Here is a 26,720-nt window from a genome sequence, read left to right as displayed (position 1 = left end):
GCGCCAGCAAAGAAGTGATTGGCGTGGGGTGAACGGCGCCCCATCCTACCGTCATGGCGACGTCGTCTTCGGCTGCTCGGCTCGAAGTTTCAGTTGGCTCGGCGGGTCTCGCGCGCAGCGTGAGGGCCGCGACCGCAGCGTTCGTCCTCGTCGCGGGCGTCCTTCTCACGTCGTCCGCGCGGGCCGACGAGGCCGCGCCGGACGTCGGTTCGGTGCGATCGGGCGATGCGGCGCGGGCTCTGACGAGCGCCGCGACCCAGCTTGAGCCGTGCTCCGGCGTCGATCTCGTCAAGTCGCTTCAGGCGAGCGACCCCGACGGCTTCGAGACTTTCGAAGGCGCGGCGCGCGGCGTCGTCAACGGCCAGGGGCTGCTGTGGCGGGTCGAGCGGCCGGGCGCCAAGGTCTCCTATCTCTTCGGCACGATGCATTCGTCCGACGATCAGGCGAAGCAGTTCGACGATCTCGTGCTGCGGGCGCTTGCGCGCTCCCACGTCGTCGCGATCGAGCTACCGGGCGCAAGCACGAAGCGCGTCGCCTCCGAGCTGCGCCGGCTGGTGGCCAACCGCTCGTTCCGCCCCGGCGGCGACACGCTGCGCCTGCTGCCCGAACACGTCCGCCCGGCGGTCGAGGCGCGCGTCGCCCGCGCGGGCATCCCCGCCTCGGTCGCGAACCAGCTGAACCCCTGGTACCTGGCGCTCGCCCTGTCACGCTCGAACTGCGCGGCGCCGATCCAGCGCTCGGACCCCGAGACCGCCGACGCTCGGATCGAGCGGATGGCGCACGAACAGGGCGCCGAGGTTGTGGCCTTGGAGACGCCGATCGAGCAGGTGGACGCGCTGGCCTCGGTGCCGGACGGCGTCGCCCTGCGGATGCTGCGGGACGCCGCCGAGCGCAACACGCGCCCCGAAGACATCGAGAGCACGATCACCGGCCTCTACCAGACCCGGCGGATCGGTTACCTGCTCGCCATGCGCGGGCCCGCCTGGGCGGGGATGTTCGACGCCGACGGCTACGCCGACTTCCTCTCCGCCTTCATCACCCGCCGCAACGTCACCATGCTGCAGCGGGCGCTGCCGATCATCTCCGACGGCGACGCCTTCCTCGCGGTCGGCGCGCTGCACCTGCCGGGACCGAACGGCCTCGTCGAGATGATCCGAAGCTCCGGCTTTATGGTCACGCGGATCTGGTGACCGGCCTAGGGAAATGACGCGCGTCAGTCGCGACGGCGCGGCTCAGCGCTCGTCGGCGAAGTGGGGACCGGCCTTGGCGGCGGCGAGCGCCGCGCCGAAGGCGTCGGCGAACTCGGCGCGCTCGTGCGGCGACAGCGCGCGGGCGACGTCGATCGACGCTTCCCGGGAGCGCACGGCGAGCCGCGTCATGCCGAAGTCGGCGTCCGTCTCGCTTTCGAGCCGCACCCAGGATGGGTTGAACCGCCACTCCTGGGCGACGCCCTTAGGCGTGACCCGGCGGACGACGAGCTCGAGGTAGGTGAGCACGATCTTCTCGCAGGCGCGCCCCTCGGTGAAGCTCATGCGGAAGGCGAGCCATAGCAGGGCGACGTCGAGGCCGAAGAAGCCGACCACCGGCCAGGCGCCGATCAGGAAGAAGGGGATGCTGAGCAGAAGCGACGCCGTCCCGAACGCGGCCATGAGGATCGCGAAGCCGCGCGGACCGAGCGAGCGGTGCGGCGTGATCTCGGCGTCGAAGACCGGGTCTTCGACCGCGCGATACGATCTGGCGTCCGGCGTCATGGCTTCAGTATAACGCGGGGATGCCGCCCCGCCAGCCGTCCGCCGCCGCCTCTCCGAAACCTGCGCCCGACGCCGCTCCGGCGAAGTCGCGGGTCAAAGCCGGTGGCGCCAAGACCGGCGCTGTGAAGACGTCGAAGCCGGGGCGCGCAAAGCGCCTGCCGCCGGCCGTCGTCGAGGAAATCTTTCGTCGCTTCCATGCGCGCGACCCCGAGCCCAAGGGCGAGCTCGAGTATGTCGACCCCTACACGCTGCTCGTGGCCGTCGTGCTGTCCGCGCAGGCCACCGACGTCGGCGTCAACAAGGCGACGCGTCGGCTCTACGCCGAGGCCGCGACGCCCGAGGCCATGGTGGCCCTCGGCGAGGAGCGGGTGCGCGAGCACATCCGCACCATCGGCCTGTTCCGCACCAAGGCGAAGAACGTCATCGCGCTGTCCGAGCGGCTGATCGCGGAGCACGGCGGGGCGGTGCCGCCGTCGCGCGCCGCGCTGGAGCTGCTGCCGGGCGTCGGCCGGAAAACCGCGAACGTGGTGATGAACACCGCCTTCGGGGAGCCGACGATCGCGGTCGACACCCACCTGTTCCGCGTCGGCAACCGCACCCGGCTTGCGCCCGGCAAGACGCCGCTGGAGGTCGAGCTCGGGCTCGAGGCCGCCGTGCCCGACGCCTACCGCCGGCACGCCCACCACTGGCTGATCCTGCACGGCCGCTACGTCTGCAAGGCCCGCAAGCCGGACTGCTTCCGCTGCCTGATCGAGGACCTGTGCCCGTTCGAGCCGAAGACCCCCGGACCCGGCTGATCGTTCAGCGCGCGACCGCCGCAGCCTCCGCCGCAAGCGCAGCCGCGCCCCGGCGGGAGCGCCGGGCGACCGCGATCAGCGCGAGGCCGGTCATCGCCGCCATCGCCGACAGGTACCAGCCGACCGCGGCCAGCCCATAGGTCTTGGCGAGGTAGGTCGCGACGTAAGGCGCGGGCGAGGCGCCGAGGATGCCGGCGAGGTTGAAGGTCAGCGAGGCGCCGGTGTAGCGCACGGAGGTCGGGAACAGCTCGGCCAGAGCGGCGCCCAGCGGCCCGTAGGTGCAGCCCATCAGCCCGAGGCCGATCGACAGGAACAGCGTCACCAGCAGCACGTGGCCTTCGGTGAACAGCGGCTCGAAGGCGAAGCCGAACAGGAAGATGGCGGCCGTCGCCGCGATCAGCGCGACGTCGCGGCCGACCCGGTCCGCGATCTTGGCCGCGAGCGGGATGGTGAGCGCGAACACCACCATGCCGACCATCTGCAGCGGCAGGAAGGTTCCGCGCGTGAAGTGCAGCTCCGAGGTGCCCCAGCTCAGCGCGAACACGGTCATCAGGTAGAAGATCGTGAAGGTCGCCGTGGCGCCGAGCGTCCCGAGGACCAGCGTGCCGGTGTGGTCCTTCAGCACGGTCAGCATGGGCACGCGCACACGTTCCTGCTTGTCGAGCGCCTTCTGGAACGCGGGCGTCTCGTGGATCTTGAGGCGCACGTAGAGCCCGACGAAGACCAGCAGCGCGCTCGCGACGAAGGGAATGCGCCAGCCGAAGGAGAAGAACTGCTCGTCGGTGAGGAAGGCGTCGAGCGCGAGGAAGCTCGCGGCGGAACAGATGAAGCCGATCGGCGCGCCGAGCTGGGGGAACATGCCGTACCACGCGGCCTTGCCGGGAGGGGCGTTCTCGGTCGCGAGCAGCACCGCGCCGCCCCATTCGCCGCCAAGGCCGAGGCCCTGTCCGAGCCGGCAGACCGCGAGCAGCAGCGGCGCCGCCACGCCGATCGCGGCGTAGGTCGGCAGCAGGCCGATCGCGACGGTGGAGAGGCCCATCAGCATCAGCGCCGCGACGAGCGTCGCCTTGCGGCCGATGCGGTCGCCGAAGTGGCCGAAGATCGCGGCGCCCACCGGCCGCGCGAAGAACGCGATCGCGAAGGTCGCGAACGACTGCAGCACCGCGGAGGTCGGGTCGCTGGTCGGGAAGAACAGCTTGGGGAACACCAGCACCGCGGCTGTCGCATAGATGTAGAAGTCGAAGAATTCGATCGTCGTGCCGATCAGGCTCGCGAACAGCACGCGGGCGGGGGAGTTGCGGGGAGCGGGCGACGACGTCACGGGCGGAGGCTTTCGACTTCGGGCGCGCAAGACATCGCGCGCTGGAAACGTGGGAGCGTACGGCGGAAGGCGCGTCCTTACCTCTCCGGCTCAAGATGCACAATCGTTTCCGCCTGGCGCCTTCGTCAGACGATGCGTGAGAGCCGCAGCACGACGAGCGTCCCGAGGCCGGTCGCGGCCATCAGCAGCAGCGTCCAGAGGAAGCCGTGCGGGTTGTCCACGCCCGGCAGGCCCGCGACGTTCATGCCGAACACGCCGGTGACGAGCGTCATGGGCAGGAAGACCGCGGTGAAGATCGAGAGCACATAGAGGTTGCGGTTGGTGATCTCGGCGAGCCGGGCGCCGCGCTCGTCCTGGAGCTGGCGGGCGCGGTCCTGGGCGAGGTCGAGGTCGTGGCCGACGGCGTCGAGCCGCGCCACGGCGTTGCGCAGCTCCGTCGCGTCGTCGGGCGTGGTCCAGGACGGCAGCCGTGCGAGCAGGCCCCCGAGGGCGATGCGCTGCGGCCCGAGGTGGCGGCGCACGTGCGCCAGCGTCCGGCGGACGCGCCCGAGCTGCGTTCCGCCGTCGCGCACCCGGTCGGCGAGGACCTCGGCCTCGAAGTCGTCGAGGTCCTCGGTCGCCTCCACCAGCACGCCGGCGAAGGCGTCGGACAGGTGGTGCAGCAGCTCCGCCAGCAGCGGCACGGGGCGACGCTCGCACTCGCCCTTCTCGACCGAGTGGCGCAGGCGGTCGACGGCCCGCAGCGGGTTGCGCCGCGAGGTCACGAAGCGGCGGTCGTCGAAAAAGATGCGCAGCGTGCCGACGCGGGTCGGATCGTCCGCGAAATCGTGGTGGAGATCGCCGACGACTCCCATGACGCCGTCGGAGCTCGCCTCGATCCGGAGATGCCGGTCGGTGCCGAGCAGCGTCTCGCGGGCGTCCTCCGGCAGGTGGGGGCAGTCCGCGAGCCAGGCCTGGACGCGCGCGTCGGAGGCGTTGAGATGCAGCCAGACGAAGCCGTCGGGCGCCGCCAGCGCGGAATCCACGTCATCCCAGCCGAGCTTGACGGTCTCGCCCGAACCTGTGGTCCGGGCGCCGTAGATCAGCCGTTTGTCGTCGATCGCAAGCATTGCGACCGGCGTATCAGAAGACGTGCCGCAAGATCCAGAACAGCGCGCCCGCGAGCGCGATCGAGACCGGCAGCGTCAGGATCCAGGCCATCGCCAGATTGCGGATGGTCGAGAGCTGCAGGCCGGACCGGTTCGCCGCCATGGTTCCGGCGACGCCGGAGGACAGCACGTGTGTGGTGCTGACGGGCAAGCCGTAGACGTCCGCCGCGCCGATCGTCGCCATCGCCACCAACTCGGCGGAGGCGCCCTGGGCGTAGGTCAGGTGGGTCTTGCCGATCTTCTCGCCGACGGTGACGACGATGCGCTTCCAGCCCACCATGGTGCCGAGGCCGAGCGCGATCGCGACCGCCACCTTGACCCAGGTCGGGATGAACTTGGTGCCCTCGTCGAGCGACGCCTTGTAGGCGGACAGCGCGGCCGTCTCGTCGGCCGACATCGCCGGCTGCTTCGTCTTCTCGATGATCCGGAGCGCCTCGGATGCGAGGTACATGTCGTTGCGGACGTTCTTTACCTCGGACGGCGGCACCGCCGACATCGAGCCGTAGCCGGTCACTTCCTTCGCGGTCCCGGCGATCAGCGCCTGCAGGGCCGGCACAGTTTCCGGGCTCAGCGTCCGGCTCGCCACGAAGGCGGTCACCGCCTTGGCGGGATCGCCGGCGAAGCGCGGCGCGCCGTCCGCATGGGCGGCGAGCGCCGCGTTCGCCTTCTCGGAGTTGGCCGTGAAGGCCGCGATGTGGCTCGGCTCGACGGCGCGGTTCAGCGCATAGGCGGTCGGAACCACGCCGATCAGGATGAGCATGATGAGGCCCATGCCCTTCTGCCCGTCGTTGGAGCCGTGGGCGAAGCTCACGCCCGTGCAGGTCAGCACCAGCAGGCCGCGGATCCAGAGCGGCGGCGGAGCCGAGCCCTTGGGCGCCTCGTAGAGCTCCGGCCGCTTCACGAGCACCTTCATGGCGAGCAGGAGGAGCGCCGCGGCGCCGAAGCCGATCAGCGGCGACAGCAACAGCGCACGACCGATGCCGGCGGCCTGGGTCCAGTCGACGCCCGAGGTGCCGCTCGCGGTCGGCGCCATCCACTGGTTCATCAGGCCGACGCCGATGATCGAGCCGATCAGCGTGTGCGAGGACGAGGACGGAAGCCCGAACCACCAGGTGCCGAGGTTCCAGATGATGGCGGCGATCAGCAGCGCGAACACCATCGCGAAGCCGGCGTCGCTGCCGACCTGCAGGATCAGCTCCACCGGGAGCAGCGAGACGATGCCGAAGGCGACCGCGCCGGACGAGGTGAGCACGCCGAGGAAGTTCCAGAGGCCGGACCACATCACCGCCGTGTTCGGCTTCAGCGAGTGCGTGTAGATCACGGTCGCGACGGCGTTTGCGGTGTCGTGGAAGCCGTTCACGAACTCGAAGCCGAGCGCGATCAGAAGCGCGAGCCCGAGCAGGGCGTAGGGCAGCCACGAGCCGAGCGGCGCGGCCTGCAGGTCGTGCAGCAGGCTCGCGCCGGAGTAGACGACGCCGGCGCCGAGCGCGGCGGTGAAGACGGCGACCGGGATCCATCGGGACGGCGCGCGTTCCGATGGGGCGATGCTCAGGGGTGACGCGTCGGACATGAAGGCCTCTCGATCGGCGGCCGTTCACGCTCTTGCCGTGGTCCGCCCTGGGGCGCTTCAGGTAACGCTTTCGTGAGACGGTTGCGTGAACGTGGTCAACCGACCGTCACGACGATCTCGCCGACGCCCTCGACGCGGCCTTCGAGCGTGTCGCCCTTCACCACCGCGCCGACGCCGGAGGGCGTGCCGGAGAAGATCAGGTCGCCGGCTGCGAGCTCGAAGTAGCGCGAGAGGTAGGCGATCATCTCCGGCGTCTTCCAGATCATCTGGTCGAGGTCGCCGGTCTGGCGGCGCTCGCCGTTGACGTCGAGGGTCACCGCGCCGCGGGCGGGGTGGCCGATCTCGGACGCCGGCGCGATCGGGCCGCAGGGCGCGGCGTGGTCGAAGGCCTTGCCGATCTCCCACGGCCGGGCGAGCTTCTTCGCCTCCGCCTGGAGGTCGCGGCGGGTGAAGTCGATGCCGACGCCGTAGCCGAACACGAGGTCGAGCGCCTCGGCCTCCGGAACGTCGCGGCCGCCTTTGCCGAGGGCGACCACCATCTCGATCTCGTAATGCAGGTCGGAGGTGCCGGGCGGGTAGGGAAATGTCCGGCCGGTGGGCAGCAGCGCGTCCGGCGTCTTCAGGAAGAAGAACGGCGGCTCGCGGTTTGGATCGTGGCCCATCTCGATGGCGTGGGCGGCGTAGTTGCGCCCGATGCAGTAGACCCGGCGCGCGGGGAACAGGGCGGACGTACCCTTGACCGCGACGGCGGCCTGGGGCGGGGGCGCGAACACATACGACGTCATGAGCCAATCCTGGGATCCGTGCCGCGCGTCCGCGGCGGGCTGCGCCACAATGCGCCTCCGGCCGCGCGCCGCAAGAGCGCGGGGCGACTGGACCGGACGCCCTTGCGCGCAATATTGTCCGCCCCGTCTCCAACTTCCGTCAGGTCAGCGTTCCATGGAGCTTTCAGGGTCTTACCGGCTTTCCGCCCCGCGCGACGCGGTGTGGGCGGCGCTCAACGACCCGGACGCGCTGCGGGCGAGCGTGCCGGGATGCGAGAGCCTGGAGCGGATTTCGGACCAGGAGATGAAGACCGCCGCCTCCGCCAAGGTCGGGCCGGTGAAGGCGCTGTTCGCGGGGACCTTCACCCTGCTCGACGCCGCGCCGCCGCACCGGTTCACCCTCGCAGGCCAGGCCTCGGGCGGGGCCGCCGGCTTCGCCAAGGGCCAGGCAGAGGTGACGCTCACCGCCGAGGGCGCCGAGACCGTCGTCGCCTACGACGGCCACGCCGAAGTCGGCGGCAAGGTCGCCCAGCTCGGCTCGCGTGTGGTGGTAGGCGTCGCGCGGCAGATGGCGGAGAGCTTCTTCGCCAACCTCGCCCGCGAGATCGAGAGCCGCGGCGCCGAGACGCCTATGGCCGACGCGCCGCCGCTCGTCCACGAGGAGCCGGCGGCCGGCCCCACTCCGACGGTCGCGGCCCCTCCGCTTGACGTCGCCGCGCCGCCCCCGCCGCCGTTCGCGCCGCCTGCGATCGAGGCGAAGCCGTCGGAACAGGCCGAGCCGGAGCCCGCGCCGGCCGCGGTCGACGCGTCCGCGCCGGTCTCCGCGAGCGGCCATGTGGGCCGCATCCTGCTGGTCGCGGCCGTTGTCATCGCGATCGGATTCGCCGTCTACCATTTCGTGCTGGCGGCGCCGCCGCCGGTCTGACGCTCACCCGCCCCTATGCGCCGCCTCGAGCGCGGCGATGTCGAGCTTCACCATGCCCATCATCGCCCGCATCACGCGGGCGGCTTTGGCCGTATCCGGGTCGGCGAGAAGTTCCGGCATCTGCTTGGGCGCGATCTGCCACGGCACGCCCCAACGGTCGTTCAGCCAGCCGCAGCGCTGAGGCGCGCCGCCCTGGAGCAGCGCCTCCCACAGCCGGTCGATTTCCGCCTGGTCCTCGCAGGCGACATGCAGAGACATGGCGTGCGAATGGGCGGCCGGCGAGCCGCCGTTCAGGCCGAGATAGCTGCAACCCGCGAGCGTGAAAGCCACCACGAGCGTGCGGTCGGCGGGTCCGGCGTGGGTGTCGACCACGTTCTTCTGAACGTAGTCGATCCGCGAATCCGGCAGGAGCGAGACGTAGAAGGCGGCGGCTTCCTCCGCATCGGCGTCGAACCAGAGACAGGGCGAGATCTTGCTCATGCGCGTCGTCCCCCTCAGGCCGCGGGCGAGCCGCCCGCGGCGGCGGCCGGGTCCATCCACATCACCTCCCAGACGTGGCCGTCCGGGTCCTCGTAGCTGCGGCCGTACATGACGCCGTAGTCCTGGGTCGGGGTCGGGTCCGCCGCGCCGCCCGCGGCGACTGCCGTCTCGACGGCGGCGTCGACCGCCGCGCGGCTCTCCTCCGACACGCAGATCAGCACCTCGCAGGCCGCTTTGGCGTCGACGATCGGCTTCGAGGTGAACTGGCGAAACTTGTCGTGCGTCAGCAGCATGGCGTGGATGGTCTCGGAAAAGACCATGCAGGCGGCGGTGTCGTCGGAGAAGTTCGGATTCTTCCGGGCGCCGACCGCCTCGTAGAAGGCGATCGACCGGGCAAGGTCGGTCACGGGCAGGTTGACGAAAATCAGCTTGGACATCGCGGCCTCCTGTCGGGTCTTACGAACCATAGGACGGGCGGGCGGAGACGGTCCCGACAGGAGGCCAAGGAAAAATCCGCAAGGCGAGCGCCCGAGGCCGCGCTCATCCCCCGAGCGCCAGCGCGAAATCCGCGTGGGCGATCGTCGCCGGACGGTGGGCGACGATCACGCGCGTCATCTTCAACTCCCGCAGCGCGGCGGCGATCGCGGCTTCGGTCGGCTCGTCGAGGTGGCTGGTGGCCTCGTCGAGGAACAGGATCTGCGGCCGGCGGTAGAGCGCGCGGGCGAGCACGACGCGTTGCTTCTGGCCGCCGGAGAGCGTCGAGCCCATGTCGCCGACGAGCGTCTCGAAGCCCATCGGCGTGCGCCTGACGTCGTCGAGGATCGCGGCGCGGGCGGCGCACTCCTGGAGCCAGCCCATGTCCGGGTGCTCATCGAACGAGGATATGTTCTCCGCTATCGAGCCGGCGAACAATCCGTCGTTCTGCATCACGCCCGCGATCGAGCGGCGGTGCGCGGCGGGGCCGCCGCCGGTGCGGATGTCGCGGCCCTCGACCAGCACGGCGCCTTCGCTCGGCGGCAGCAGGCCCATCATGATCTTCAGCAGCGTCGTCTTTCCGCAGCCGGAGGGGCCGGTGATCGCGAGGCTCGAGCCGGGCGCGATGTCGAAGGCGAGGTCGCGGAACACCCAGGGCTCGTCGTCGCCGTAGCGCAGCGCGAGGTTGCGCACGCCGATCGCTCGGGAGCCGGTTGCGACGGCCGGCGCCGCCGGCGATCCGCCCAGCTCAGCCGCGCCGGGCTGCTCCTCCGGGTCGCTCAGCACGATGTCCGACAGCCGGTCGGTCTGCACGTTGAGCATGCGCAGCTTGAAGCCGGCGTCGATCAGCGCGCCCACGCGGGTCGAGAACTGGTCGCGGTAGGCCAGGAACGCGATCAGCATGCCGAGCGTCATGGACTGGTCGATCACCGCGCGCGCGCCCAGCACCAGCAGGATGAGCCGGTCGAGCCCGAACAGCAGCTCATTGGCGCGGGCGAAGACGAGGTCGAGCCGCTGCAGCCGGAGCCGCGCGTTGAGCGCCGTGACAAGCTGGTTCATCCAGGCCCCGCGCCGCCGCTCCCGCAGGTCGAGCAGCTTGACGCTGGCGATGCCGCGCACGGTCTCGATGAAGTGCGACTGCTGCCGCGCCTCGGCGACGATCGCTTCTTCGGTGCCCTCGCGGTAGGCGTTGTAGGCGACGACGCGCAGCGCCGTCGTCAGCAGCGTCGAGGCCGCGACGACAAGCGTCAGCCAGCCGCCGTAGATCGAGAGCATGATCAGCATGCCGACCGACATAATCCCGTCGAGCGTCGCCTGCACGAGGTCCGTCGTCAGCGCCTTCTGGATCGTGGTGAGCGATCCGAAGCGGGAGATCACGTCGCCGACATGGCGCTTCTCGAAGTAGTCCAGCGGCAGGCGCGACAGGTGGTCGAACAGGCTGCCCGACCACTGGTAGTTCAGGTTCGCGCCGACCAGCATGATCGCCCAGGTGCGGGCGACGGCGAGCACGAGCTGCACAACCAGCAGCAACCCGAGGCCAATCGCGACCACCAGCAGCAGGTCGAGGTCGGCGTTCACGATGACCTCGTCGATCACGATCTGCGAGGCGATCGGCAGCAGGATCGCGACCAGCTCGATGCCGAGAGAGAGCACGAAGACCTGGCCGAGCGCGCCGCGCACGCCCGAGATGTTGCGGAAGAGGTGGCCGAGCTTGAAGCCGGGCGCGGGCTTCTCCTGCACGAACTCCATGGCGGGCGTGGCCTCGAGCGCGACGCCGGTGAACTCGCGCGAGGCCTCCGCCAACGGCACGACGCGGCGGCCGCGCGCGGGATCATGGATCACGAGGCTCTTGGGGCGCACCTGGTCGAGGACCACGAAGTGGTTGAGCCCCCAGTGCAGGATGCAGGGCGTCTTGAGCTTCGGCAGGTCGGCGAGCTCGCAGCGGAGGGCGCGGGTCGCGAGCCCCATGCCGCCGGCGAGGTCGATCAGGTTGCGCAGCGTCATGCCCTTGAGCGACAGCGCGTGGCGGCGGCGGAGCGCGCCGAGGTCGACGTGGCGGCCGTAGCGCCCGAGCACCATGGCGACGCAGGCCATGCCGCATTCGGCGGCCTCCGCCTGCAGCACGACGGGCAGCCGCCGGCCGAAGCCGAACCTGAGGGTCTGGAGCACGCTCAAGGGATCAGCCGCCTTCCGTCACGAGGTCGAGGCTGCGCTTGGCGTGGTAGAGCGGATCCAGCAGCCAGCGGTAGAGCGAGCGGGTCTCGAGCGCGATGTCGGCGTCCACCTTCATGCCCGCCTCCAGCCGCCGGCGCTCGCCGTAAGCCATGACGCCGTCCTCGTCGGGCTTGACGATGATGCGGTAGAGTCCGCCCTGGGCGGCCTCGCCTTCGCCCTTCGGCGCTCCGCGGGGCGCGTCGTCTCCCGCGAGCGGCGCCCGCGTCACCTCCACCACCACGCCGCGGTGAAGGCCGAAGCGCTGGAACGGGAAAGCGGCGTAGCGCAGCATGACCACCGCCCCCGCCTCGATGAAGCCGATCGAGGACGAGTCGACGAACAGGTTGGCCTGCAGCCGGCCTTCGGTCGGCAGCAGGGTGATCATCGGCGCGCCGGCGGCGACGCTCTGGCCGGCGAGAGCGCGGATCGAGGTCAGCGTGCCGTTTTCCGGCGCGCGCACCTCGACGCCGCGGCGGGCTTCGCTTTCGGCCCGCTGCTGCTCGAGCTGAGCAGCGGCCCGGTCCATCTCCGCGAGATCGCGCGACAGGTTGTCGTCGAAGGTCGCGTGCTGCGCCTTGAGCTCCGAGAGCTTGCCCTCGATCTGGAGCCGGGCCTGCTTGAACTGGGCGAGCTGCGAACTCGCCTGCATGTAGAGGTAGTTCTGGCTCTGGAGGTCGGCGGCCCGGGTGAGCCCGTCGTTCAAGGCCTTGGCGAGCACGTCGACGCGGTCCTTCAGCGGCGTCACCAGTTTGTCCTGCAGCTCGATCTGCTCGGCGAGCTGGCTCGACTGGGATTCGAGGTTCTCGATCTGCTCGGCGAGCGAGCGCTTCTCGGTCGCGGCGGTGGCGGCGCGCAGCGCGCGCTGCTGCTCCACGCTGTCCCGCTGCCGGCCAAGCTGCTCGATCACGCGCTCCTGGGTCGGTCCGCTCGACGACACGGCGTCCAGGCTGATGGTGTAGAGGAGCTGTCCCTTGGCGACCTTGTCGCCCTCCTTGACGCCGGAGCTCACCACGCGGCCCGCCGCGGGGCTCGCGATGGTGATGAGGCCGACGTTCGGGGTCAGCAGGCCCTCGGCGTGCACGCGACGGGTGTAGACGCCGAAGATCGCGTAGAGCACGACCGCGACGAGCATCACGACGCAGATGACGGCGACCAGCTGGATCGGAAGGGGTTGCGCAAGACGGGCTTCGCCGAGCCAGGCGTCGCGGCGTGCGGCGGCCACTTCTTGGCGAAACAACGGAGAGCTCATCGAGGCCTTTCGTCGGAGACGCTCAGCGATGGCCCGAGACGGATCGCCCGCGCCGAGGGGAGGTGTCTTAGCGCCCGTATTCTCCATGGCAAGCTTGTGATCCATCCGACGCCTGCCGACGCCGGACTGCGCCATATTGCCGCGGAAATGTGGAATTAGCGCTTGATTCCAGTGGTTTGAGCCTCTTTGGGGAGCCGATCGCGCGGGCGATGAGCGAACGCGTCAGTTTTTGCCCAAACCCAAAGCCGGGACAGCGGCTCCCCTCGGCCGTCCGATGGTCGCAGACCGCTGGTTTTTCCCAGGATCGAGGGCCGTGTCGCCCTCGTCGCATCCCGTGACAGGAATTGACCAACCCGGCGTTCACCCGCCCGCCGACGTAAATCATCGCGAAAGTACAGGCTTGCAACGCGACTCAGCTTCGGTACCGTTTCGATCTGAGGCGATGCAGATTTCGCCTCAGATCCCATAAGACAGCGAACATTACTCAAAAGTCGAAAAGGGAGATTTCTTAAATGATTCAGAACAACGAGACGATCCGTGAGCTGAGCGCGGCCGAGCTTGACCACGTCGGTGGCGGGCTCTCTCTGGACCTCGACCTGAGCGCGGAGCTCGGCGCGGTGTCCGGGACGATCGACCAGGTCGGCGGCCTTGTGTCGGGACTGGTGGGCGGCCTGCTCGGCGCCGTCGGCGGCCTGACCTAAGATCTCCCGTCGCGGGACGACGTCCTTCCCCCAAAGGTTCGTGGTTTCGCACCGACGCCCCGGCGACGCCTGTCGCCGCCGGGGCGCTGCGCGTTCGGGAGACGACGTGTTGCGCTACGCGAACGGCGGTCTGCAGGGCGAACTGAGCTCTCCTCCGGATCGCATCATCCGGTTCCTGTCCGACGTCGACGGCGTCAGCCTCGTCGACTACGCCTATGACGCAAGCGGCGCCGCTACGCGCACGGTCTTCGGGCTGCATGTCGGCGTGTTCGAGCCTGGGCCCGGCGCCAGCCTGACCTTCGCCGGCGACGGCGGCCCCGCCATCCACACACGAGCGACGGCTTCGTTCTTCACGGGCCCGGCCAGGTGAGCCGGATCCTCTGGGACGGAGCCTACCGCGCCCGCAGCGTCTCGGTCTCGCCGCACGCGGCCGAGCGCATGTTCCAGAAGCGGCTGTCCGATCTCCCCGTCGCGCCAACGACCGGCGCGCTCGAGGACCGCCCGCAGATCCGCCGCTTGTTCGCGGCCCTGTGCGACGACGCGAGCGAGACCGAAAGCGCCGATCCCTTGTTTCTCGGAAGCGTGGCCCTCGCGATTCTGCGGGCGGCGGGCGTGTCGACGGCGTCAAAACGGCGGAAGCCGGCTTCGCTCACCCGCTTGCAGGCGCACAAGATGCGCGAACTCGTGGCCTCCCGCCTGACGGAGTCGCTCACCCTGCGTGAGATGGCCGACGCCCTCGGCTTGAGCGAGAGCTATTTCGTGCGCGCCTTTCGCGGCGCCTTCGGCGTGACGCCCCACCGCTACGTGCTGCGCGAGCGGCTGGCGCGGGCGCAGGCGCTCATCCCGGGCGGAGAGCTGAGCCTCGCCGAGGTCGCCCGGCTGTCCGGTTTTCCGGACGCGGGCGCCATGGGCCGCACCTTCCGCCGCCTGATCGGCCGCAGCCCGACCGGCGCTGTGAAGACCCGCCGGCCGCCGATCGCGGCTCCCGCCTCAGGCGCCGGTCTTGCCGTCCAGGAAGCGGATCATCGCTGAAAAGTCGCGGCGGCCGTCGCCGGCGTTCGCCATCGCCTGGTAGAGCGCGCCGGCCGCGGCCCCCATCGGGGTGCTGGCGTTCGCGCCCTGCGCCGCTTCAATCGCGAGCTTTAGGTCCTTCAGCATCAGCGCCGCCGCGAAGCCGCCTTGGTAGCCGCGGTCCGCCGGCGTCTCGGGGCCGACGCCGGGCACCGGGCAGTAGCTCGTCATCGACCAGCTCTGTCCCGAGGCCTTCGAGGAAATTTCGTAGAACACCGCCGGATCGAGCCCTAGCTTCTCCGCGAGCAGGAAGGCCTCGCAGGTGGCGACCATGGTCGCGCCCAGCAGCATGTTGTTGCAGATCTTGGCCGCCTGGCCCGCGCCGGCGTCGCCCGCGCGGATCACCGCGCGCCCCATGCCTTCGAGGATCGGCGTCGCGCGTTCGAAGGCGGCGGGGGGGCCGCCGACCATGAAGGTGAGCGTGCCGGCGTTCGCGGCCGCGATGCCGCCGGAGACCGGCGCGTCCACCATCGCGAAGCCGCGCGCCTCGGCCGCCTCCGCCACGGCGCGGGCGGTGGCGACGTCGATGGTGGAGCAGTCTATCAGCAGCGCGCCGGGCGACGCCGCGTCGAAGACCTCGCCTTGGTGGACCTCGGCCACGTGCCGTCCGGCGGGCAGCATGGTGACCACGGCCTCGGCCCCCGCCCCGGCGTCGCCGGCCGACGACGCGACCACGCAGCCCGCGGCCTCGGCGCGCGCCAGCGCCTCCTCCGACAGATCGAAGGCGCGCACCTCATGGCCGGCCTTCGCGAGATTGGCCGCCATGCCGCCGCCCATGGCGCCGAGCCCGATGAAACCGATGACGCTCATTCCAGTCGTCCTCCCTGCGGCGCCTTGTGCCGGCGCTTGCGAGGAAAGCTAGCGCGCGGACACGACGCTGTCCCGCTCCCGATCCGCCTCAGGCGGCGGCTTCGAGACTGAAGGTCAGCGGCTCGTGGCCGGTCGCGGCCAGGAAGCGGACGAGGTCCGCGGGCGCGATCGCGGTGGTGCGGTCGTTGGTCAGCGGGTGCAGGTTGATCGTCGCGGCGCGCATCAGCGCCTCCTCGAGGCAGACGCGCACGGCGCCGCCGGCGTCGTTGAGCGCTGCGAACGGCGACACCGCGCCGCTCTTCACGCCGAGATGCTCATCGAGCGCTTCCGCCGACGCGAACGACAGGCCGCCGCGGGCGCCGATGACGCCGCGGAGCGCCTTGAGGTCCAGAGGCTGGTCGTGGCGCAGGGTGACGAGGAAGAAGGTCTTCTTTCCGTCTCGCAGGAACAGGTTCTTGGTGTGCGCGCCCGGCAGGTCGCCAGTGACCGCCATCATCTCCTCGACGGTCAGAACCGGCGCGTGCTCCCGCGTCGCGACGGCGAGGCCGAGCTCCGCGAGCTTGGCGAACAGGTCGTCGGGCGTGGCCATGGTTTCGGCTCCGATGCGATGCGATGCGGGGGAGGGGAGGGTTAGCCGGCGCGCGCCGGCGGCGGCAGCACGCCCACCTGCCGGAGATAGGCGAGGATGGCGCGCGCCGCCTCGCGCGGTTCGGGCGAAACCATCACGTCGGCCTGCACCGCCTCGCCGCCGCCGGTGGCGGCCTTGAGCCGGTCCGCGGCGCTGCCGCCGGCGGGCGCGCCGCGCATCATCTTCGGACGCGCACGGTAGGGCTTTTCGGCGATCGCGACCGCGGCGGGCTCCTCGGGAGCGGAGACCGCAAGCGGCTCGATCCGGCCGCGGCGGACCTGGCCGAAGGCGTATGGACGCGGCTCCGGAGCGGCGCTGTGCACGGTGAGGACCACCGGGGACCGAACCACCAGGCGCCGGGCGGCGCCCTTGGGCAGCGCCTGCTCGACCTCGATCACGCCCGGCTCCGAGCCTGGACGCGCGGCGATCACGTCGGGGATCAACGTTGCGCCCAGCGCGCGGGCGAGGGCGTAGGGGACGAGCCCCGTCTCGTCGCCGCCCTGTCCGCGGCGACCGGCCAGCACGACGTCCGGCGCCGCGGCGCGCAAGGCGGCGGCGAGCGCGGGAACCGGGTCGGCCCCGGCGCCGAGCGCCACATGGTCGATCTCCGACAGCCCGCGGCCGAGCGCTTCGGCGACGGCCTCCGCGTCAGGGCCGGCGTGGAGGCCGCGCATCGGGCCCAGCGCGGCGCCGAGCCGGATCGCCTGCGCCTCCAGCCGGGGCAGCGCGCCGAGGCCCGAGACGGGATGCCGCCCGGCGGAGAGGAGGACGACCACCTTCATGCGGAGGCCTCCCGCTCGCGCGCGAGCTCGGCGATCAGCGCGGGCATGACCGCTTGCGCGTCCTGCACGATGGCGAGGCCGGCCCGCTCGACCATGGCGGCGTGGAGGTCGGTGTTGACGGCGACCACGTGGTCGCAGCCGGCGATCCCCTGCAGGTGCTGCGGCGCGCCCGCGATTCCGAGCGCGAGATAGCAGGTGGCGGACAGCACCGTGCCGGAGGCGCCGACCTGGGCCTCGCGCGGCATCAGCCCCGCGTCGCAAAGCACGCGGCTCGCGCCCGGCGTGCCGCCGAGCGCCGCCGCCGTCGCGCGGAAGGCGTCGAAATCGGTGACGCCGGCGCCTGCCGAGACCACGAAGTCCGCGAGCCCGAGCGGCGTCCGCGCGGGATCGGCCGGGATGCGTTCGGCCGAGAGGATCGCCGAGGCCGGCGCCGCAAAGGTGTCGAGCGGCTCGTCGCGGGCTTCGCGCGGCGCGCCGGCGTAGGGCGCGACGGCGTCGGCCGCGAGCGTGATCAGGCGCGCCGGCGCCGCCCGCTGCTCAACGCGTCGGCCGCGCGCGGGGCGCATCAGCGTCGCGGCCGCGACCATTTCGACATCGGCGAACAGCGGCTCGCCGGCGAGCACGGCGACGCGGCGGGCGAGGTCGCCGCCGTCGGGCGTCTCGGGGAAGATCACGTGGCGCAGATCCAGCGCCGCCATGGCCGCCGCGATCGCTGCCGCGCGGGCGTCGGGATCGTAGCCTTCGGGCGCGGCGACGCGGGCGGTCCGGTCGGCTCCCGCCGGGCCGAACTCGGCGCCCTCTGTGCCCACGAGTGCGATCACGCCGCCGTCGGCCCCCGCGAGCGTGCGCGCGGCGTCGAACAGCTGGCGGTCGTGCAGCGAGAGCCGGCCGCCAGCGAGGTCGGGGACCACCGCGACCAGGAACGCCGGGGCCTCCACGACGATGGTCGTCGGCGCCGGCGCGGCGGCAGGTTCTGCGCGCTCCGGCGCGAGCGCCGCGGCCGCGCGGCCGGTCTGGGCGCGATCGAGCCTTAGGCGAGAGGGCCCTTCGACCTGCTGCGCAAGGGTCTCCGACCGCGGATTGCGCCGCGGTCGTCGGCCAGACTCCCGAGCGAAGAGCTCGAAGCGCGGCCGCGTCAATCCGGGCCGCGCGGCCGCGGCCCGTTCGCTCCGCGGATCGCGGCGGGCGCGGGTCATCGCCCGGCCTCGACGGAGGCGAGCAGCAGTTCGGCGATGTCCTTCACCTCCGCCGTGCGGCCCGTCACGCCCTCCAGCATGGCGGTGCATGTGGGGCAGGCGACCGCGACGATTCCCGCGCCGGTCTCTGCCGCCTGGGCCATGCGCAGGTCCGGGATGCGGGCGTCGCCGGGAATGTCGCTCACCGGCGCGCCACCGCCGCCGCCGCAGCACATCGAGCGGCGGCCGTGGCGGGCCATCTCCACCCGGTCGAGGCCGAGGCGATCAAGCAACTTCCGGGGCGCTTCGGTCTCCCCGTTGTAGCGGCCGAGGTAGCAGGGGTCGTGGTAGGTGACGCTGGCGCCCCCGAGCGCGCCGGGCGCGAGCCGCCCCTGCTCGACCAGCTCCAGTAGGAAGGCGGTGTGGTGCACGACCTCGTAAGTGGCGCCGAACGCCCTGTACTCGTTGCGGAGCGCGTGGAGCGCATGGGGGTCGGAGGTCACGATCCGCTTGAACCGATGCCTCGCGAGCGTCGCGACGTTGGCGCGGGCCAGCGTCTGGTAAGTCGCCTCGTCGCCCAGTCGGCGGGCGAGGTCGCCGGTGTCGCGCTCCTCAGCGCCCAGCACCGCGAAGTCGACCTTCGCCATGTTCAGGAGCTTCACCAGCGCCCGGAGCGTGCGGCCGTAGCGCAGGTCGTAGGCGCCCTCGCCGAGCCACAGCAGCACGTCGACCTCGCGCTCGCCAATGACGGGGAGAGGCGCGCCTGCGGCAAAGTCCACGCGCGCGGCGAGCGGCCGGCCGCCGAGTTCTTCCGCGGCGCGAAGATTGTCGAGCGTCGCGGCGGCCTTCGCCGGGACGGCGCCGAGCTCCAGCGTCTGGTGGCGGCGGAGCGAGACGATGGCGTCGACGTGCTCGATCATCATCGGGCACTCCTCCACGCAGGCGCGGCAGGTCGTGCAGGACCACAGCGTGTCGGGATGGATCCGCGCGCCCTCGCCGATGACGCGGAACAGCGGCTCGGTCGGGGCCGCCACGTCGCGCGCGTTCGGATAGGGGCTCCCGGCGTAAGCGCGCTCGTCGGCGGTGGCGGCGGCGACGAGGTCCTGGATCAGGCGCTTCGGGTTCAGGGGCTGGCCGGCGGCGAAGGCGGGACAGGCGCTCTCGCAGCGGCCGCACTGGATGCAGGCGTCGAAGCTGAGCAGCCGGTTCCAGGCGAGGTCGGCCGGGGTCTCGACGCCGAGGCGCGGGGCGTCGAGGTCGAGCGCGACCAGCGCCGCGTCCGGCGCGCCGCCGTCGAAGCGGCGCGGTCGCGGATGGGCGATCAGGTGCAGCGCGCCGGCGACCGCATGGCGCATGGGGCCGCTGCGGACCTCGTAGGCGAGGCCGAGGCCGCCGCCCGCCGCGAGCGCGACGGCCGCGACGAGCGCCGGGGCGGACGCGACGCCGAAGGCCAGCAGCAGCGCCGCGGCGAGGCCGCCGAAGGCGTAGGCCAGCAGCAGGACCGGCAGGATCTGGAAGCCGCCGCCCGAGAGCCGCTTCGGCCGCTTGGGGTAGCGGCGGGCGCCGACCAGCACCGCGCCCGCGGCCGTCACGCCGAAGGCGAGAGCGACCGCGGCCCAGTAGATCCGGCTCCCGCCCAGCGGCGGCAGGGCGGCGAGGGCTGCGAGCAGCGTGGCCGCGAGCAGGCCGCCGGCGACCACCGCGTGCATGCGCGAGGCGTAAGCGTCGCGGGCGACCACATGGTGCACGTCGACGAGGTAGCGCTTCGGCAGCGCCAGCAGTCCGGCGCCCCAGGCAACTGGGGCGGCCGCCCCCAGCCGCCACCACGCCGCGCGCCGGAGCGTCTGCACGGTCGCGAGCGCGACCATGACGAAGACCAAAGCGGGGAGGGCGTAGGTCATGGCCGCTCGACGCGACCCAAGCCGACGCGAGCGACGGCCTCGCCAGACGAGCGCGACGTCGCCGCCTCCCTCCCCCTTGCGGGGAGGGTAAGGGTGGGGGTGGCGCAGGATACGGCGAGCCGGCGGGGCCATGCGCCCCACCCGATGCGCTGGGTTCTGGACCACCCCCACCCCCGGCCCCTCCCCGCAAGGGGGAGGGGGGAAGAAGCGCGCGTGAGGCGCCCGGCGCCCGGCGCTGCGGCCATGATGGCGGTCGTTCCGCTTCCGAGCGCCATGGCGCTCACAGATCCTTGCACAGCCGCAGCGCGTCGTAGATCGCGGCGTGGATGTTGCGGCCAGCGACCGCGTCGCCCACGCGGTAGAGCGCATAGCCCTTGGCGAGGTCGTAGGGCTGAGGTTCGCCGCGCACGATCGCGGCCTGGTCGAGCACGCCCTGGTTCACCGAGCCGCCCTTGAGGCCGAAGAACAGCGCGTCGACCGGCAACGTCCCGTGCTCAACGATCACGCGGTCGACCACGCGCTCCTCCTCGGCGTCCGTCATGGTGTTGCGAAGCGCGGCCACCAGGCGGTTGCCCTCGGGGTAGATCTCGATCAGCTCCATGTTCGGCGTCATGATCACCCCGAGCTTGTAGAGCTCGCGCAGGTGGACCGGCTGGTTCGTCGCGCCGAGCTCCTCGCCGACCATGCGGTCGTGGGTCGCGAGCTCGACGAGGCAGCCGCGCTTCGCCAGCAGCTCCGCGGTGGAGGCGGCGTTGTGCTGGCCCATCTCGTCGTAGAGCAGCACCGAGCCGGTCGGCTCGACCGCGCCGGTCAGCACGTCCCAGGTGGTGACGGCGTGCTCCGCCGCGCCCTTGGCGGGACCGCGCGAGGGCAGGCCGCCCGTCGCGACGATCACCACGTCGGGCCGTTCGGCGAGGATCGCCTCCTCCGTCGCCGCGGTCCCGAACCGCAAGTCGACGCCGAGCTTGGTGACCTGACCGACGAGCCAGCGCGTGACGCCCGACAGCGCCTCGCGCCAGCCGGCCTTGGCGGCGATCCCGATCTGCCCGCCGGCGAGCTTTTCCTTCTCGAACAGCACCACCGAGTGGCCGCGTTCCGCCGCCACCCGCGCGGCCTCGAGCCCCGCGGGCCCCGCGCCGACCACGACCACCTTCCGTCGCACGTCGGCCTTGGCGATGACGTGCGGCATGGTCGCCTCGCGCCCCGTCGCGGCGTTCTGGATGCAGAGCGCGTCGCCGCCGACGTAGATGCGGTCGATGCAGTAGCCCGCGCCGACGCACTGGCGGATGTCGTCCGCCCGGCCTTCCGAGAGCTTCTTGACGAGATGCGGGTCGGCGATGTGGGCGCGGGTCATCGCGACCATGTCGACGTGGCCCTCCGAGACCGCGCGGGCGGCGGTGGCGAGGTCCGTCACACGCTGGGCGTGGAACACGGCCACGTCCACCTCGCGCTTGACCGCCGAGGGCAGGAACAGGAACGGCGCGACGGGGAAGCTCATGTTCGGCAGCGAGATGGCGTGGGCGATGTGGTCGCGCGCCTGACCGCCGAGGATGTTGAGGAAGTCGACGAGCCCGCGCCGGGCGTACTCGCTCGCGATCGTCAGGCAGTCCTCGTGGCTGAGGCCGTCCGCGATCATCTCGTCGCCGGACATGCGGATGCCGATGACGTAGTCGTCGCCGACCTCGGCGCGCATCGCCTCCAGCACCTCGATGCCGAAGCGCATGCGGTTCTCGAGCGAGCCGCCGTACTTGTCCGTGCGCCGGTTCACGCCGGGCGACCAGAACTGGTCGATCAGGTGGCCATGCGCCGCGGAGACCTCGCAGCCGTCGAGCCCGCCCTCCTTGCACCGGCGCGCGGCGGCGGCGAAATCGCGGACCACGCGGTCGATGTCCTCCTGCTCCATCTCCTTCGGGATGGTGCGGGAGGCCGGCTCGCGCATCGCGGAGGCGGAGAGCGTCGGGAACCAGTTCTCGGTGTCGTACTTGGTGCGCCGGCCCATGTGGGTGAGCTGGATCATCAGCTTGGCGCCGTGCGCGTGCACCCGGTCGGCGAACTGCTGGAAGAACGGCACGACGCTGTCGTCGGCGACCGAGATCTGGTTCCAGGGCGCGGCCGGGCTGTCGAGCGCGACCGAGGACGAGCCGCCGAACATGGTCAGCCCGATGCCGCCCTTGGCCTTTTCCGCGTGATAGAGCTGGTAGCGCTCCTGCGGCTTGCCGTCCTGGCCATAGCCGGGGGCGTGGCTCGTCGACATCACCCGGTTGCGGATCGTCAGGCCCTTGATGGTCAGGGGTTTGAGCAGCGCGTCGGCGTTGGCGATCATCGGTCAACCACCAGGTCGCTGGTCGGCTTCGAGCAGCACAGCAGCGCCATCCCAGCGTCGATCTCGCGTTGGCGAATGCCGCCGGCGTGCGTCATCGCGACCGTGCCGGAGATGAGCTTCGACTTGCAGGTGCCGCAGAGGCCCTTGGAGCAGGACGACGGCAGGCGGACGCCCTGTTTCCGGGCGACGTCCAGCACCGTCTGGTCTTCCGGGCAGTCGATCGCGCGCTTGGTCTTGGCGAACTCCACCCGGAAGGTGCGCACGGTCGGAGCCGCGTCGAGTTCGGCCTCGGCCGCCTCGACGGCCTCCGTGTCCGCGACCGACAGCGCCTCGAAGTCGAAGCTCTCCTCGTGGTGGCGGGCCATGTCGAAGCCGGCGCCGGCCAGCATGGCCTTCACCGCCGCCATGTAAGGCGCGGGGCCGCAGACGAAGACCTCGCGCGCGCGCCAGTCCGGCGCGATCAGCTCCAGCATCGGCAGCGTGAGGCGCCCGCGGAACCCGCCCCAGGCTTCGCCCGGCCCGTCGCCCTCGCAGACGGCCGTGAAGCGGAAGCTCTCGTCCAGCGCCGCCATGCGCTCCAGCTCGTCGCGGAACACGATGTCGGCGGGGGTGCGCGCGGAGTGCACGAAGGCGACGTCGCGCGGCTCGGCGAGGTCGTGGAAGGTGCGCGCCATCGCCATCATCGGCGTGACGCCCGAGCCGCCCGACAGCAGCAGATACTTGGGCGCGGGGTGCGCGAAGCAGGAGAAGTCGCCCATCGGGCCGACCGCGCGGACCATCGATCCCGGCTTCACCGTGTCGTGCAGCCAGTTCGACACCGGCCCGCCGGGAACGCGCTTCACCGTGATCGCCACCGTGTCCGGCCGCGTCGGCGCGGAGGAGATGGTGTAGCAGCGGTGGACGGTTTCCCCGGCGATCTCGAAGGCGAAGGTGAGGAACTGGCCGGGCTGGTGCGAGAAGCGGCGCGGTTCGCGCGCCGCGAACACGAAGGTCTTCACGTCGTGGGTCTCGGCGCGGACCGCGCGGCAGACCAGCGCGTCGTCGGCCTCGGCGTCCCACGCCGCGGGCGCGGCGAGCCGGACGGCGGCCGGCTCTTTCACGTGAGCGACGGCGTCCATCGCCGTCACCGCCCCACGTGGGCGGCCATGCGGCCGCAGTACCAGTTGACGAACTTGTCGACGAGCATCTCGGTGTTGGGCGAATAGGGGCCGGGCTGGTAGGCGGGGCTGCGCGCGCCGTGCTGGCACAGGCCCACGAGGTCGCTGTCCTGCTGGTTGGTCGCCATCCACACGCCGATCAGGTTGTCGAGGTCGTAGTCCACGCCCTCGACCGCGTCCTTGTGCACCAGCCACTTGGTCCGCAGCAGCGAGCGCTCGGCGTCGAGCGGCAGCACCGAGAAGGTCACGATGTGATCGGCCAGGAAGTGGTGCCAGGAGTTCGGCTGCGTCCAGAACGACAGCCCGCCGAGCTTGGCCGAAGGCAGGTCGCCCAGCAGCTTGCGGCAGGCGGCCTTGGTGTCGAGCGTGTGGCTCTCGCCGTCGCCGTCGAGCGGCAGGCGCTCGGTGCGGAAGCCCGTCACCATGGTGTCGAGCTCGTCGATCTCGCGCGAGGGTAGGCCCGCCGCCTCCCAGGCGGCATGATTGGTGTCGACGAGGCAGCCGTAGCGCTCGGCCTGCGCCCTGTCGTGCTCGTCCATCTCCTCCGGCGCGAAGCCGAAGCCGTAGGCGAACAGCGGGACCGTCAGCTCGGGATGGTTGGTCCCGCAGTGGTAGCACTCGCGGTTGTTCTCCATCGTCAGCTTCCAGTTGCCCGGCTCGATCAGGTCGTGCTGGTGGGCGACCTTGGTGTTCCGGACATTGTGGGGCGCGATGTAGGGGCCCATGCGCCGGGCCATCTCGTCGAAGTCCGCCGGCGGCTCGTCGGCGAGGCAGACGAACAGCAGGCCCTCGAGCGAGCGGATGTGGACCGGCTTCAGCCCGTGGCAGGAGCGCTTAAACGTCGGCCCCATGTGGTCGGCGTGGATCAGCGCGCCGGTGAGGTCGTAGGTCCAGGAGTGGTAGCGGCAGACGAGGTTGCCGACGGTGGTCTTCTCGTCGGTGACGAGCCGCGCGCCGCGGTGGCGGCAAACGTTGTGGAAGGCGCGGACCTCGCCGTCGTCGTCGCGCACCAGGGCGATCGAATACCGGCCGATGTCGAAGATCGCGACGTCGCCCGGCTCCGGCACGTCCGGCTCGACGCCGACGTAGATCCAGTGCTTGGCGAAGATGTGCTCCATGTCGGCCGCGAAGACGCCGGGGCTGAGATAGAACGGCGCGGGCAGACTGTGGCCGGGAAGGCGTTCGTTCAACAGGGATTTCAGGGGCGTCGTCGGCAGGTCGAGCATCGGACCAGCTCCGCAGGAACCGCGTTGTTGGAGCGATTATGATCTGCGGTCGACGCCCCGCTGTCCCCCGAGCGACATTGTCTGACGGCGGGGCGACGTGGGTGACGAGGGGCCTCTACGCCGCGGTCTCGTCCTCGCGCATGGCGCGCCGCGCCGCGGCCTGCAAGAAGCCGGAGCGGGTGTAGCCGTGGGCTTCGGCGTAGGCGTCGACCTCGCCCAGCACGTCCTCGGGGAAGGTGACGCTGATGCGCATCGCCTTCGCGGCGCCCCTCGAGCCGGGGATGACTGCGGCGACCGCGTCCCGGTTCGCGCGCTCTGACATGATGGCTTCGAGCGAGGACGGCTCGGGCGCGGCCTCGCCGTCCTCCGCCATTCCCTGCAGGTGAAGCGCCAGCGCCTCTTGGGCGAGAGCGCGGGCCTCGTCGAGCGTCGTTCCTGCGGTGACGCAGCCGGGAAGATCCGGAAACGAGACGCCGAAATCGCTGTCCGCGTCTTTGTGGATCAGGGCGATGTAGTCGCGCATGACGGGGCTCACCTCAGCTTCAGGCCTGACTGCTTCTCGATCGAGCGCAGCGTCCCGAGCGGCAGGTTCCGCTTCGGATGCGGAACCGTCACCCGCCCCGGCCTTTTCGGATGCTTGAACTGGACGTGGCTTCCGACCCTGTTCGCCTCAAACCAGCCGGCGGCCAGAAGCGCGGCAATGATTGACCGGCTGTCCATGCATATGAGTATGCATTAGCCGGATGGCGAGGGCAACGCGCCCCCTCAGCACGCCGCCACGGCGACGGCCAGGCCCCCTTGCGAGGTCTCCTTGTACTTGGCCTGCATGTCGGCGCCGGTCTGGCGCATGGTCTCGATGACCTCGTCGAGCGTGACCCGGTGGATGCCGTCGCCGCGCAGCGACAGCGAGGCGGCGACGATCGCCTTGTTGGCGCCGAAGGCGTTGCGCTCGATGCAGGGGATCTGGACCAGCCCGCCGATCGGGTCGCAGGTCATGCCGAGGTGATGCTCCATGGCGATCTCGGCGGCGTTTTCGATCTGCTCCGGGCTGCCGCCGAGCGCGGAGGTGAGGGCGGCGGCGGCCATGGCGGCGGCCGAGCCGACCTCGCCCTGGCAGCCGACCTCCGCTCCGGAAATCGAGGCGCGGCGCTTGATCAGGCCGCCGATGGCGGTGGCGGTGAGCAGGAACTCGCGGCAGCGCTCGCGCGACCAGTCCGGCCCGAAGTCGCGGAGGTAGCGCAGCACGGCGGGCACGATGCCGGCGGCGCCGTTGGTCGGCGCGGTGACGACGCGGCCGCCGGAGGCGTTCTCCTCGTTCACCGCGAGCGCGAACAGGCTGACCCAGTCGACGATCTCGTGCGGCATGCGGCCCTGGTTCAGGGTCGCGCGCTGCTGCAGCGTCTCGTGCAGGCGTCTGGCGCGCCGGCGAACCTTCAGGCCGCCGGGCAGCATGCCCTCCTGTTTCAGCCCGCGCTCGATGCAGTCGAACATGGCGTCGGCGATGGCGTCGAGCCCGGCCTCGACCTGCGCGCGCGGCCGCGCCGCGCACTCGTTGGCGAGCTGCAGTTCGGGGATCGAGAGCCCGGTGGTCTTGCACAGCTTCAGCAGCTCCTCGCCGCTGGCGAAGGGCTGCGGCCAAACGACGGCGCATTCCGCGGCGGTTGAGCCGTCGCTCACCACGAAGCCGCCGCCGATCGAGTAGGCGATCTGCTCGTCGACCAGGGCGCCGGCGGCGTCGTAGGCGCGGAAGCGCATGCCGTTGGTGTGGAGCGGCAGCAGCTCCTTCATCTCGAAGATCACGTCGACCGCGGGATCGAACGCCACGCGGGCGGGGCCGATCTGGACGCTGTTGGCGCTTCTCAGCGCGGCCATGTGGGCCTCGACCTGGTCGGGATCGACGGTCGCGGGCTCGTGGCCGAGGAATCCGAGGCACAGCGCGATGTCGGTGCCGTGGCCTTTGCCGGTCCAGGCGAGCGAGCCGAAGATCTCCACCCGCAGCCGCGCGACGCCGCCGCGCTTCGCCGCCCGGATGCGGAAGTTACGCGCCGCGATCATGGGCCCGACCGTGTGGGAGCTCGACGGCCCGATGCCGATCTTGAAGAGATCGAAGGCGCTGATCACGTGGCGGGGTCTCTCCGGCGAAGCGGCGTGGGCTTCAGTCTTAGACGAAACATGGGGCGCGTGCCGCGCTGCAGCAAAAAAGTCGTGGCCGGGGCCAAATGAGCCGTCATCCCCGACTTGCCCGGGAGATGA

Annotated in this window: 26 protein-coding genes; 6 read left to right on the top strand and 20 right to left on the bottom strand. The window is 71.3% G+C overall.

Annotation, left to right across the window (positions count from 1 at the left end; all coding sequences use genetic code 11):
* Positions 1-119: 119 nt before the first annotated feature.
* Positions 120-1,190 carry a TraB/GumN family protein gene (locus tag JOD31_RS18935; protein WP_271206204.1) on the top strand — a complete coding sequence of 357 codons (1,071 nt, stop codon included), beginning with the start codon at positions 120-122 and terminating at the stop codon, positions 1,188-1,190.
* A 42-nt stretch (positions 1,191-1,232) separates the two neighbouring features.
* Here JOD31_RS18935 and JOD31_RS18930 read toward each other — a convergent pair whose 3' ends face one another.
* Positions 1,233-1,751, bottom strand: coding sequence for a DUF2244 domain-containing protein (locus JOD31_RS18930; RefSeq protein ID WP_204951991.1), 519 nt, complete (start codon positions 1,749-1,751; stop codon positions 1,233-1,235).
* Positions 1,752-1,771: 20 nt separating this feature from the next.
* On the opposite strand from JOD31_RS18930, the gene nth reads away from it, so the two are divergent.
* Positions 1,772-2,548, top strand: a complete 777-nt coding sequence (gene nth / locus JOD31_RS18925) for an endonuclease III (protein WP_204951990.1) — start codon at positions 1,772-1,774, stop codon at positions 2,546-2,548.
* 4 nt (positions 2,549-2,552) lie between these two features.
* Here the strand turns inward: nth and JOD31_RS18920 are convergent, their stop codons facing one another.
* From JOD31_RS18920 to JOD31_RS18905, 4 genes are all read right to left on the bottom strand, one after another.
* Complete coding sequence (locus JOD31_RS18920; protein ID WP_204951989.1) at positions 2,553-3,869, bottom strand: MFS transporter; 1,317 nt, start codon at positions 3,867-3,869, stop codon at positions 2,553-2,555.
* Between the two features lie 125 nt (positions 3,870-3,994).
* Positions 3,995-4,978 (bottom strand): transporter, encoded by a 984-nt coding sequence (locus JOD31_RS18915; RefSeq protein ID WP_204951988.1) that lies wholly within the window; start codon positions 4,976-4,978, stop codon positions 3,995-3,997.
* Positions 4,979-4,991: 13 nt separating this feature from the next.
* Positions 4,992-6,587, bottom strand: a complete 1,596-nt coding sequence (locus JOD31_RS18910) for an inorganic phosphate transporter (RefSeq protein ID WP_204951987.1) — start codon at positions 6,585-6,587, stop codon at positions 4,992-4,994.
* Positions 6,588-6,682: 95 nt separating this feature from the next.
* The gene (locus JOD31_RS18905) at positions 6,683-7,372 is read right to left on the bottom strand and encodes a fumarylacetoacetate hydrolase family protein (protein ID WP_204951986.1); all 690 of its coding nucleotides are present in this window, start codon (positions 7,370-7,372) and stop codon (positions 6,683-6,685) included.
* Between the two features lie 154 nt (positions 7,373-7,526).
* Here JOD31_RS18905 and JOD31_RS18900 point away from each other — a divergent pair, with 154 nt between their 5' ends.
* On the top strand, positions 7,527-8,276 hold the full coding sequence (locus tag JOD31_RS18900) for an SRPBCC family protein (RefSeq protein ID WP_204951985.1): 750 nt from the start codon (positions 7,527-7,529) through the stop codon (positions 8,274-8,276).
* Between the two features lie 3 nt (positions 8,277-8,279).
* Here the strand turns inward: JOD31_RS18900 and JOD31_RS18895 are convergent, their stop codons facing one another.
* From JOD31_RS18895 to JOD31_RS18880, 4 genes are all read right to left on the bottom strand, one after another.
* The gene (locus JOD31_RS18895) at positions 8,280-8,756 is read right to left on the bottom strand and encodes a VOC family protein (RefSeq protein ID WP_204951984.1); all 477 of its coding nucleotides are present in this window, start codon (positions 8,754-8,756) and stop codon (positions 8,280-8,282) included.
* Between the two features lie 14 nt (positions 8,757-8,770).
* Entirely contained in the window at positions 8,771-9,193 is a 423-nt protein-coding gene (locus tag JOD31_RS18890) for a VOC family protein (RefSeq protein ID WP_204951983.1), read from the bottom strand.
* A gap of 103 nt (positions 9,194-9,296) precedes the next feature.
* Positions 9,297-11,405 (bottom strand): peptidase domain-containing ABC transporter, encoded by a 2,109-nt coding sequence (locus JOD31_RS18885; RefSeq protein WP_204951982.1) that lies wholly within the window; start codon positions 11,403-11,405, stop codon positions 9,297-9,299.
* A gap of 4 nt (positions 11,406-11,409) precedes the next feature.
* Positions 11,410-12,693 (bottom strand): putative HlyD family type I secretion protein, encoded by a 1,284-nt coding sequence (locus JOD31_RS18880; RefSeq protein ID WP_204951981.1) that lies wholly within the window; start codon positions 12,691-12,693, stop codon positions 11,410-11,412.
* A 512-nt stretch (positions 12,694-13,205) separates the two neighbouring features.
* Here JOD31_RS18880 and JOD31_RS18875 point away from each other — a divergent pair.
* From JOD31_RS18875 to JOD31_RS19790, 3 genes are all read left to right on the top strand, one after another.
* Positions 13,206-13,394 (top strand): hypothetical protein, encoded by a 189-nt coding sequence (locus JOD31_RS18875; RefSeq protein ID WP_204951980.1) that lies wholly within the window; start codon positions 13,206-13,208, stop codon positions 13,392-13,394.
* Positions 13,395-13,500: 106 nt separating this feature from the next.
* Positions 13,501-13,764, top strand: a complete 264-nt coding sequence (locus JOD31_RS18870; RefSeq protein WP_204951979.1) for a hypothetical protein — start codon at positions 13,501-13,503, stop codon at positions 13,762-13,764.
* Positions 13,761-14,426 (top strand): helix-turn-helix domain-containing protein, encoded by a 666-nt coding sequence (locus JOD31_RS19790; RefSeq protein ID WP_204951978.1) that lies wholly within the window; start codon positions 13,761-13,763, stop codon positions 14,424-14,426. The genes JOD31_RS18870 and JOD31_RS19790 overlap by 4 nt, the downstream gene beginning before the upstream one ends.
* On the opposite strand, the gene mmsB is transcribed toward JOD31_RS19790, so the two are convergent.
* From mmsB to JOD31_RS18810, 11 genes are all read right to left on the bottom strand, one after another.
* Positions 14,385-15,275: a 3-hydroxyisobutyrate dehydrogenase gene (gene mmsB, locus JOD31_RS18860; RefSeq protein WP_204951977.1), complete on the bottom strand. Its 891-nt coding sequence runs from the start codon at positions 15,273-15,275 to the stop codon at positions 14,385-14,387. The genes JOD31_RS19790 and mmsB overlap by 42 nt on opposite strands.
* Before the next feature lie 88 nt (positions 15,276-15,363).
* Positions 15,364-15,864 (bottom strand): prolyl-tRNA synthetase associated domain-containing protein, encoded by a 501-nt coding sequence (locus tag JOD31_RS18855; RefSeq protein ID WP_204951976.1) that lies wholly within the window; start codon positions 15,862-15,864, stop codon positions 15,364-15,366.
* Between the two features lie 41 nt (positions 15,865-15,905).
* On the bottom strand, positions 15,906-16,685 hold the full coding sequence (locus tag JOD31_RS18850; protein ID WP_204951975.1) for an electron transfer flavoprotein subunit beta: 780 nt from the start codon (positions 16,683-16,685) through the stop codon (positions 15,906-15,908).
* Positions 16,682-17,881 (bottom strand): electron transfer flavoprotein subunit alpha/FixB family protein, encoded by a 1,200-nt coding sequence (locus JOD31_RS18845; protein WP_204951974.1) that lies wholly within the window; start codon positions 17,879-17,881, stop codon positions 16,682-16,684. Before JOD31_RS18845 ends, JOD31_RS18850 begins: the two co-directional genes overlap by 4 nt.
* Positions 17,878-19,761: a DUF3483 domain-containing protein gene (locus JOD31_RS18840; protein WP_204951973.1), complete on the bottom strand. Its 1,884-nt coding sequence runs from the start codon at positions 19,759-19,761 to the stop codon at positions 17,878-17,880. Before JOD31_RS18840 ends, JOD31_RS18845 begins: the two co-directional genes overlap by 4 nt.
* Positions 19,762-20,041: 280 nt before the next feature.
* Positions 20,042-22,084 carry an NADH:flavin oxidoreductase gene (locus JOD31_RS18835; protein WP_204951972.1) on the bottom strand — a complete coding sequence of 681 codons (2,043 nt, stop codon included), beginning with the start codon at positions 22,082-22,084 and terminating at the stop codon, positions 20,042-20,044.
* The gene (locus JOD31_RS18830; protein ID WP_204951971.1) at positions 22,081-23,202 is read right to left on the bottom strand and encodes an FAD-binding oxidoreductase; all 1,122 of its coding nucleotides are present in this window, start codon (positions 23,200-23,202) and stop codon (positions 22,081-22,083) included. Before JOD31_RS18830 ends, JOD31_RS18835 begins: the two co-directional genes overlap by 4 nt.
* Positions 23,203-23,207: 5 nt before the next feature.
* Positions 23,208-24,467: an aromatic ring-hydroxylating oxygenase subunit alpha gene (locus tag JOD31_RS18825; RefSeq protein WP_204951970.1), complete on the bottom strand. Its 1,260-nt coding sequence runs from the start codon at positions 24,465-24,467 to the stop codon at positions 23,208-23,210.
* 115 nt (positions 24,468-24,582) lie between these two features.
* Entirely contained in the window at positions 24,583-24,990 is a 408-nt protein-coding gene (locus JOD31_RS18820; RefSeq protein WP_204951969.1) for a type II toxin-antitoxin system HicB family antitoxin, read from the bottom strand.
* Between the two features lie 8 nt (positions 24,991-24,998).
* Positions 24,999-25,187, bottom strand: a complete 189-nt coding sequence (locus JOD31_RS18815; protein ID WP_204951968.1) for a type II toxin-antitoxin system HicA family toxin — start codon at positions 25,185-25,187, stop codon at positions 24,999-25,001.
* Positions 25,188-25,232: 45 nt separating this feature from the next.
* Positions 25,233-26,588 carry an L-serine ammonia-lyase gene (locus tag JOD31_RS18810; protein WP_204951967.1) on the bottom strand — a complete coding sequence of 452 codons (1,356 nt, stop codon included), beginning with the start codon at positions 26,586-26,588 and terminating at the stop codon, positions 25,233-25,235.
* Positions 26,589-26,720: the final 132 nt, after the last annotated feature.

Source organism: Methylopila capsulata, from assembly GCF_016907975.1.
Lineage (GTDB): Bacteria > Pseudomonadota > Alphaproteobacteria > Rhizobiales > Methylopilaceae > Methylopila > Methylopila capsulata.
The sequence above is the reverse complement of the archived record's forward strand: the minus strand, read 5'-3'. Positions and strand labels throughout refer to the sequence as shown.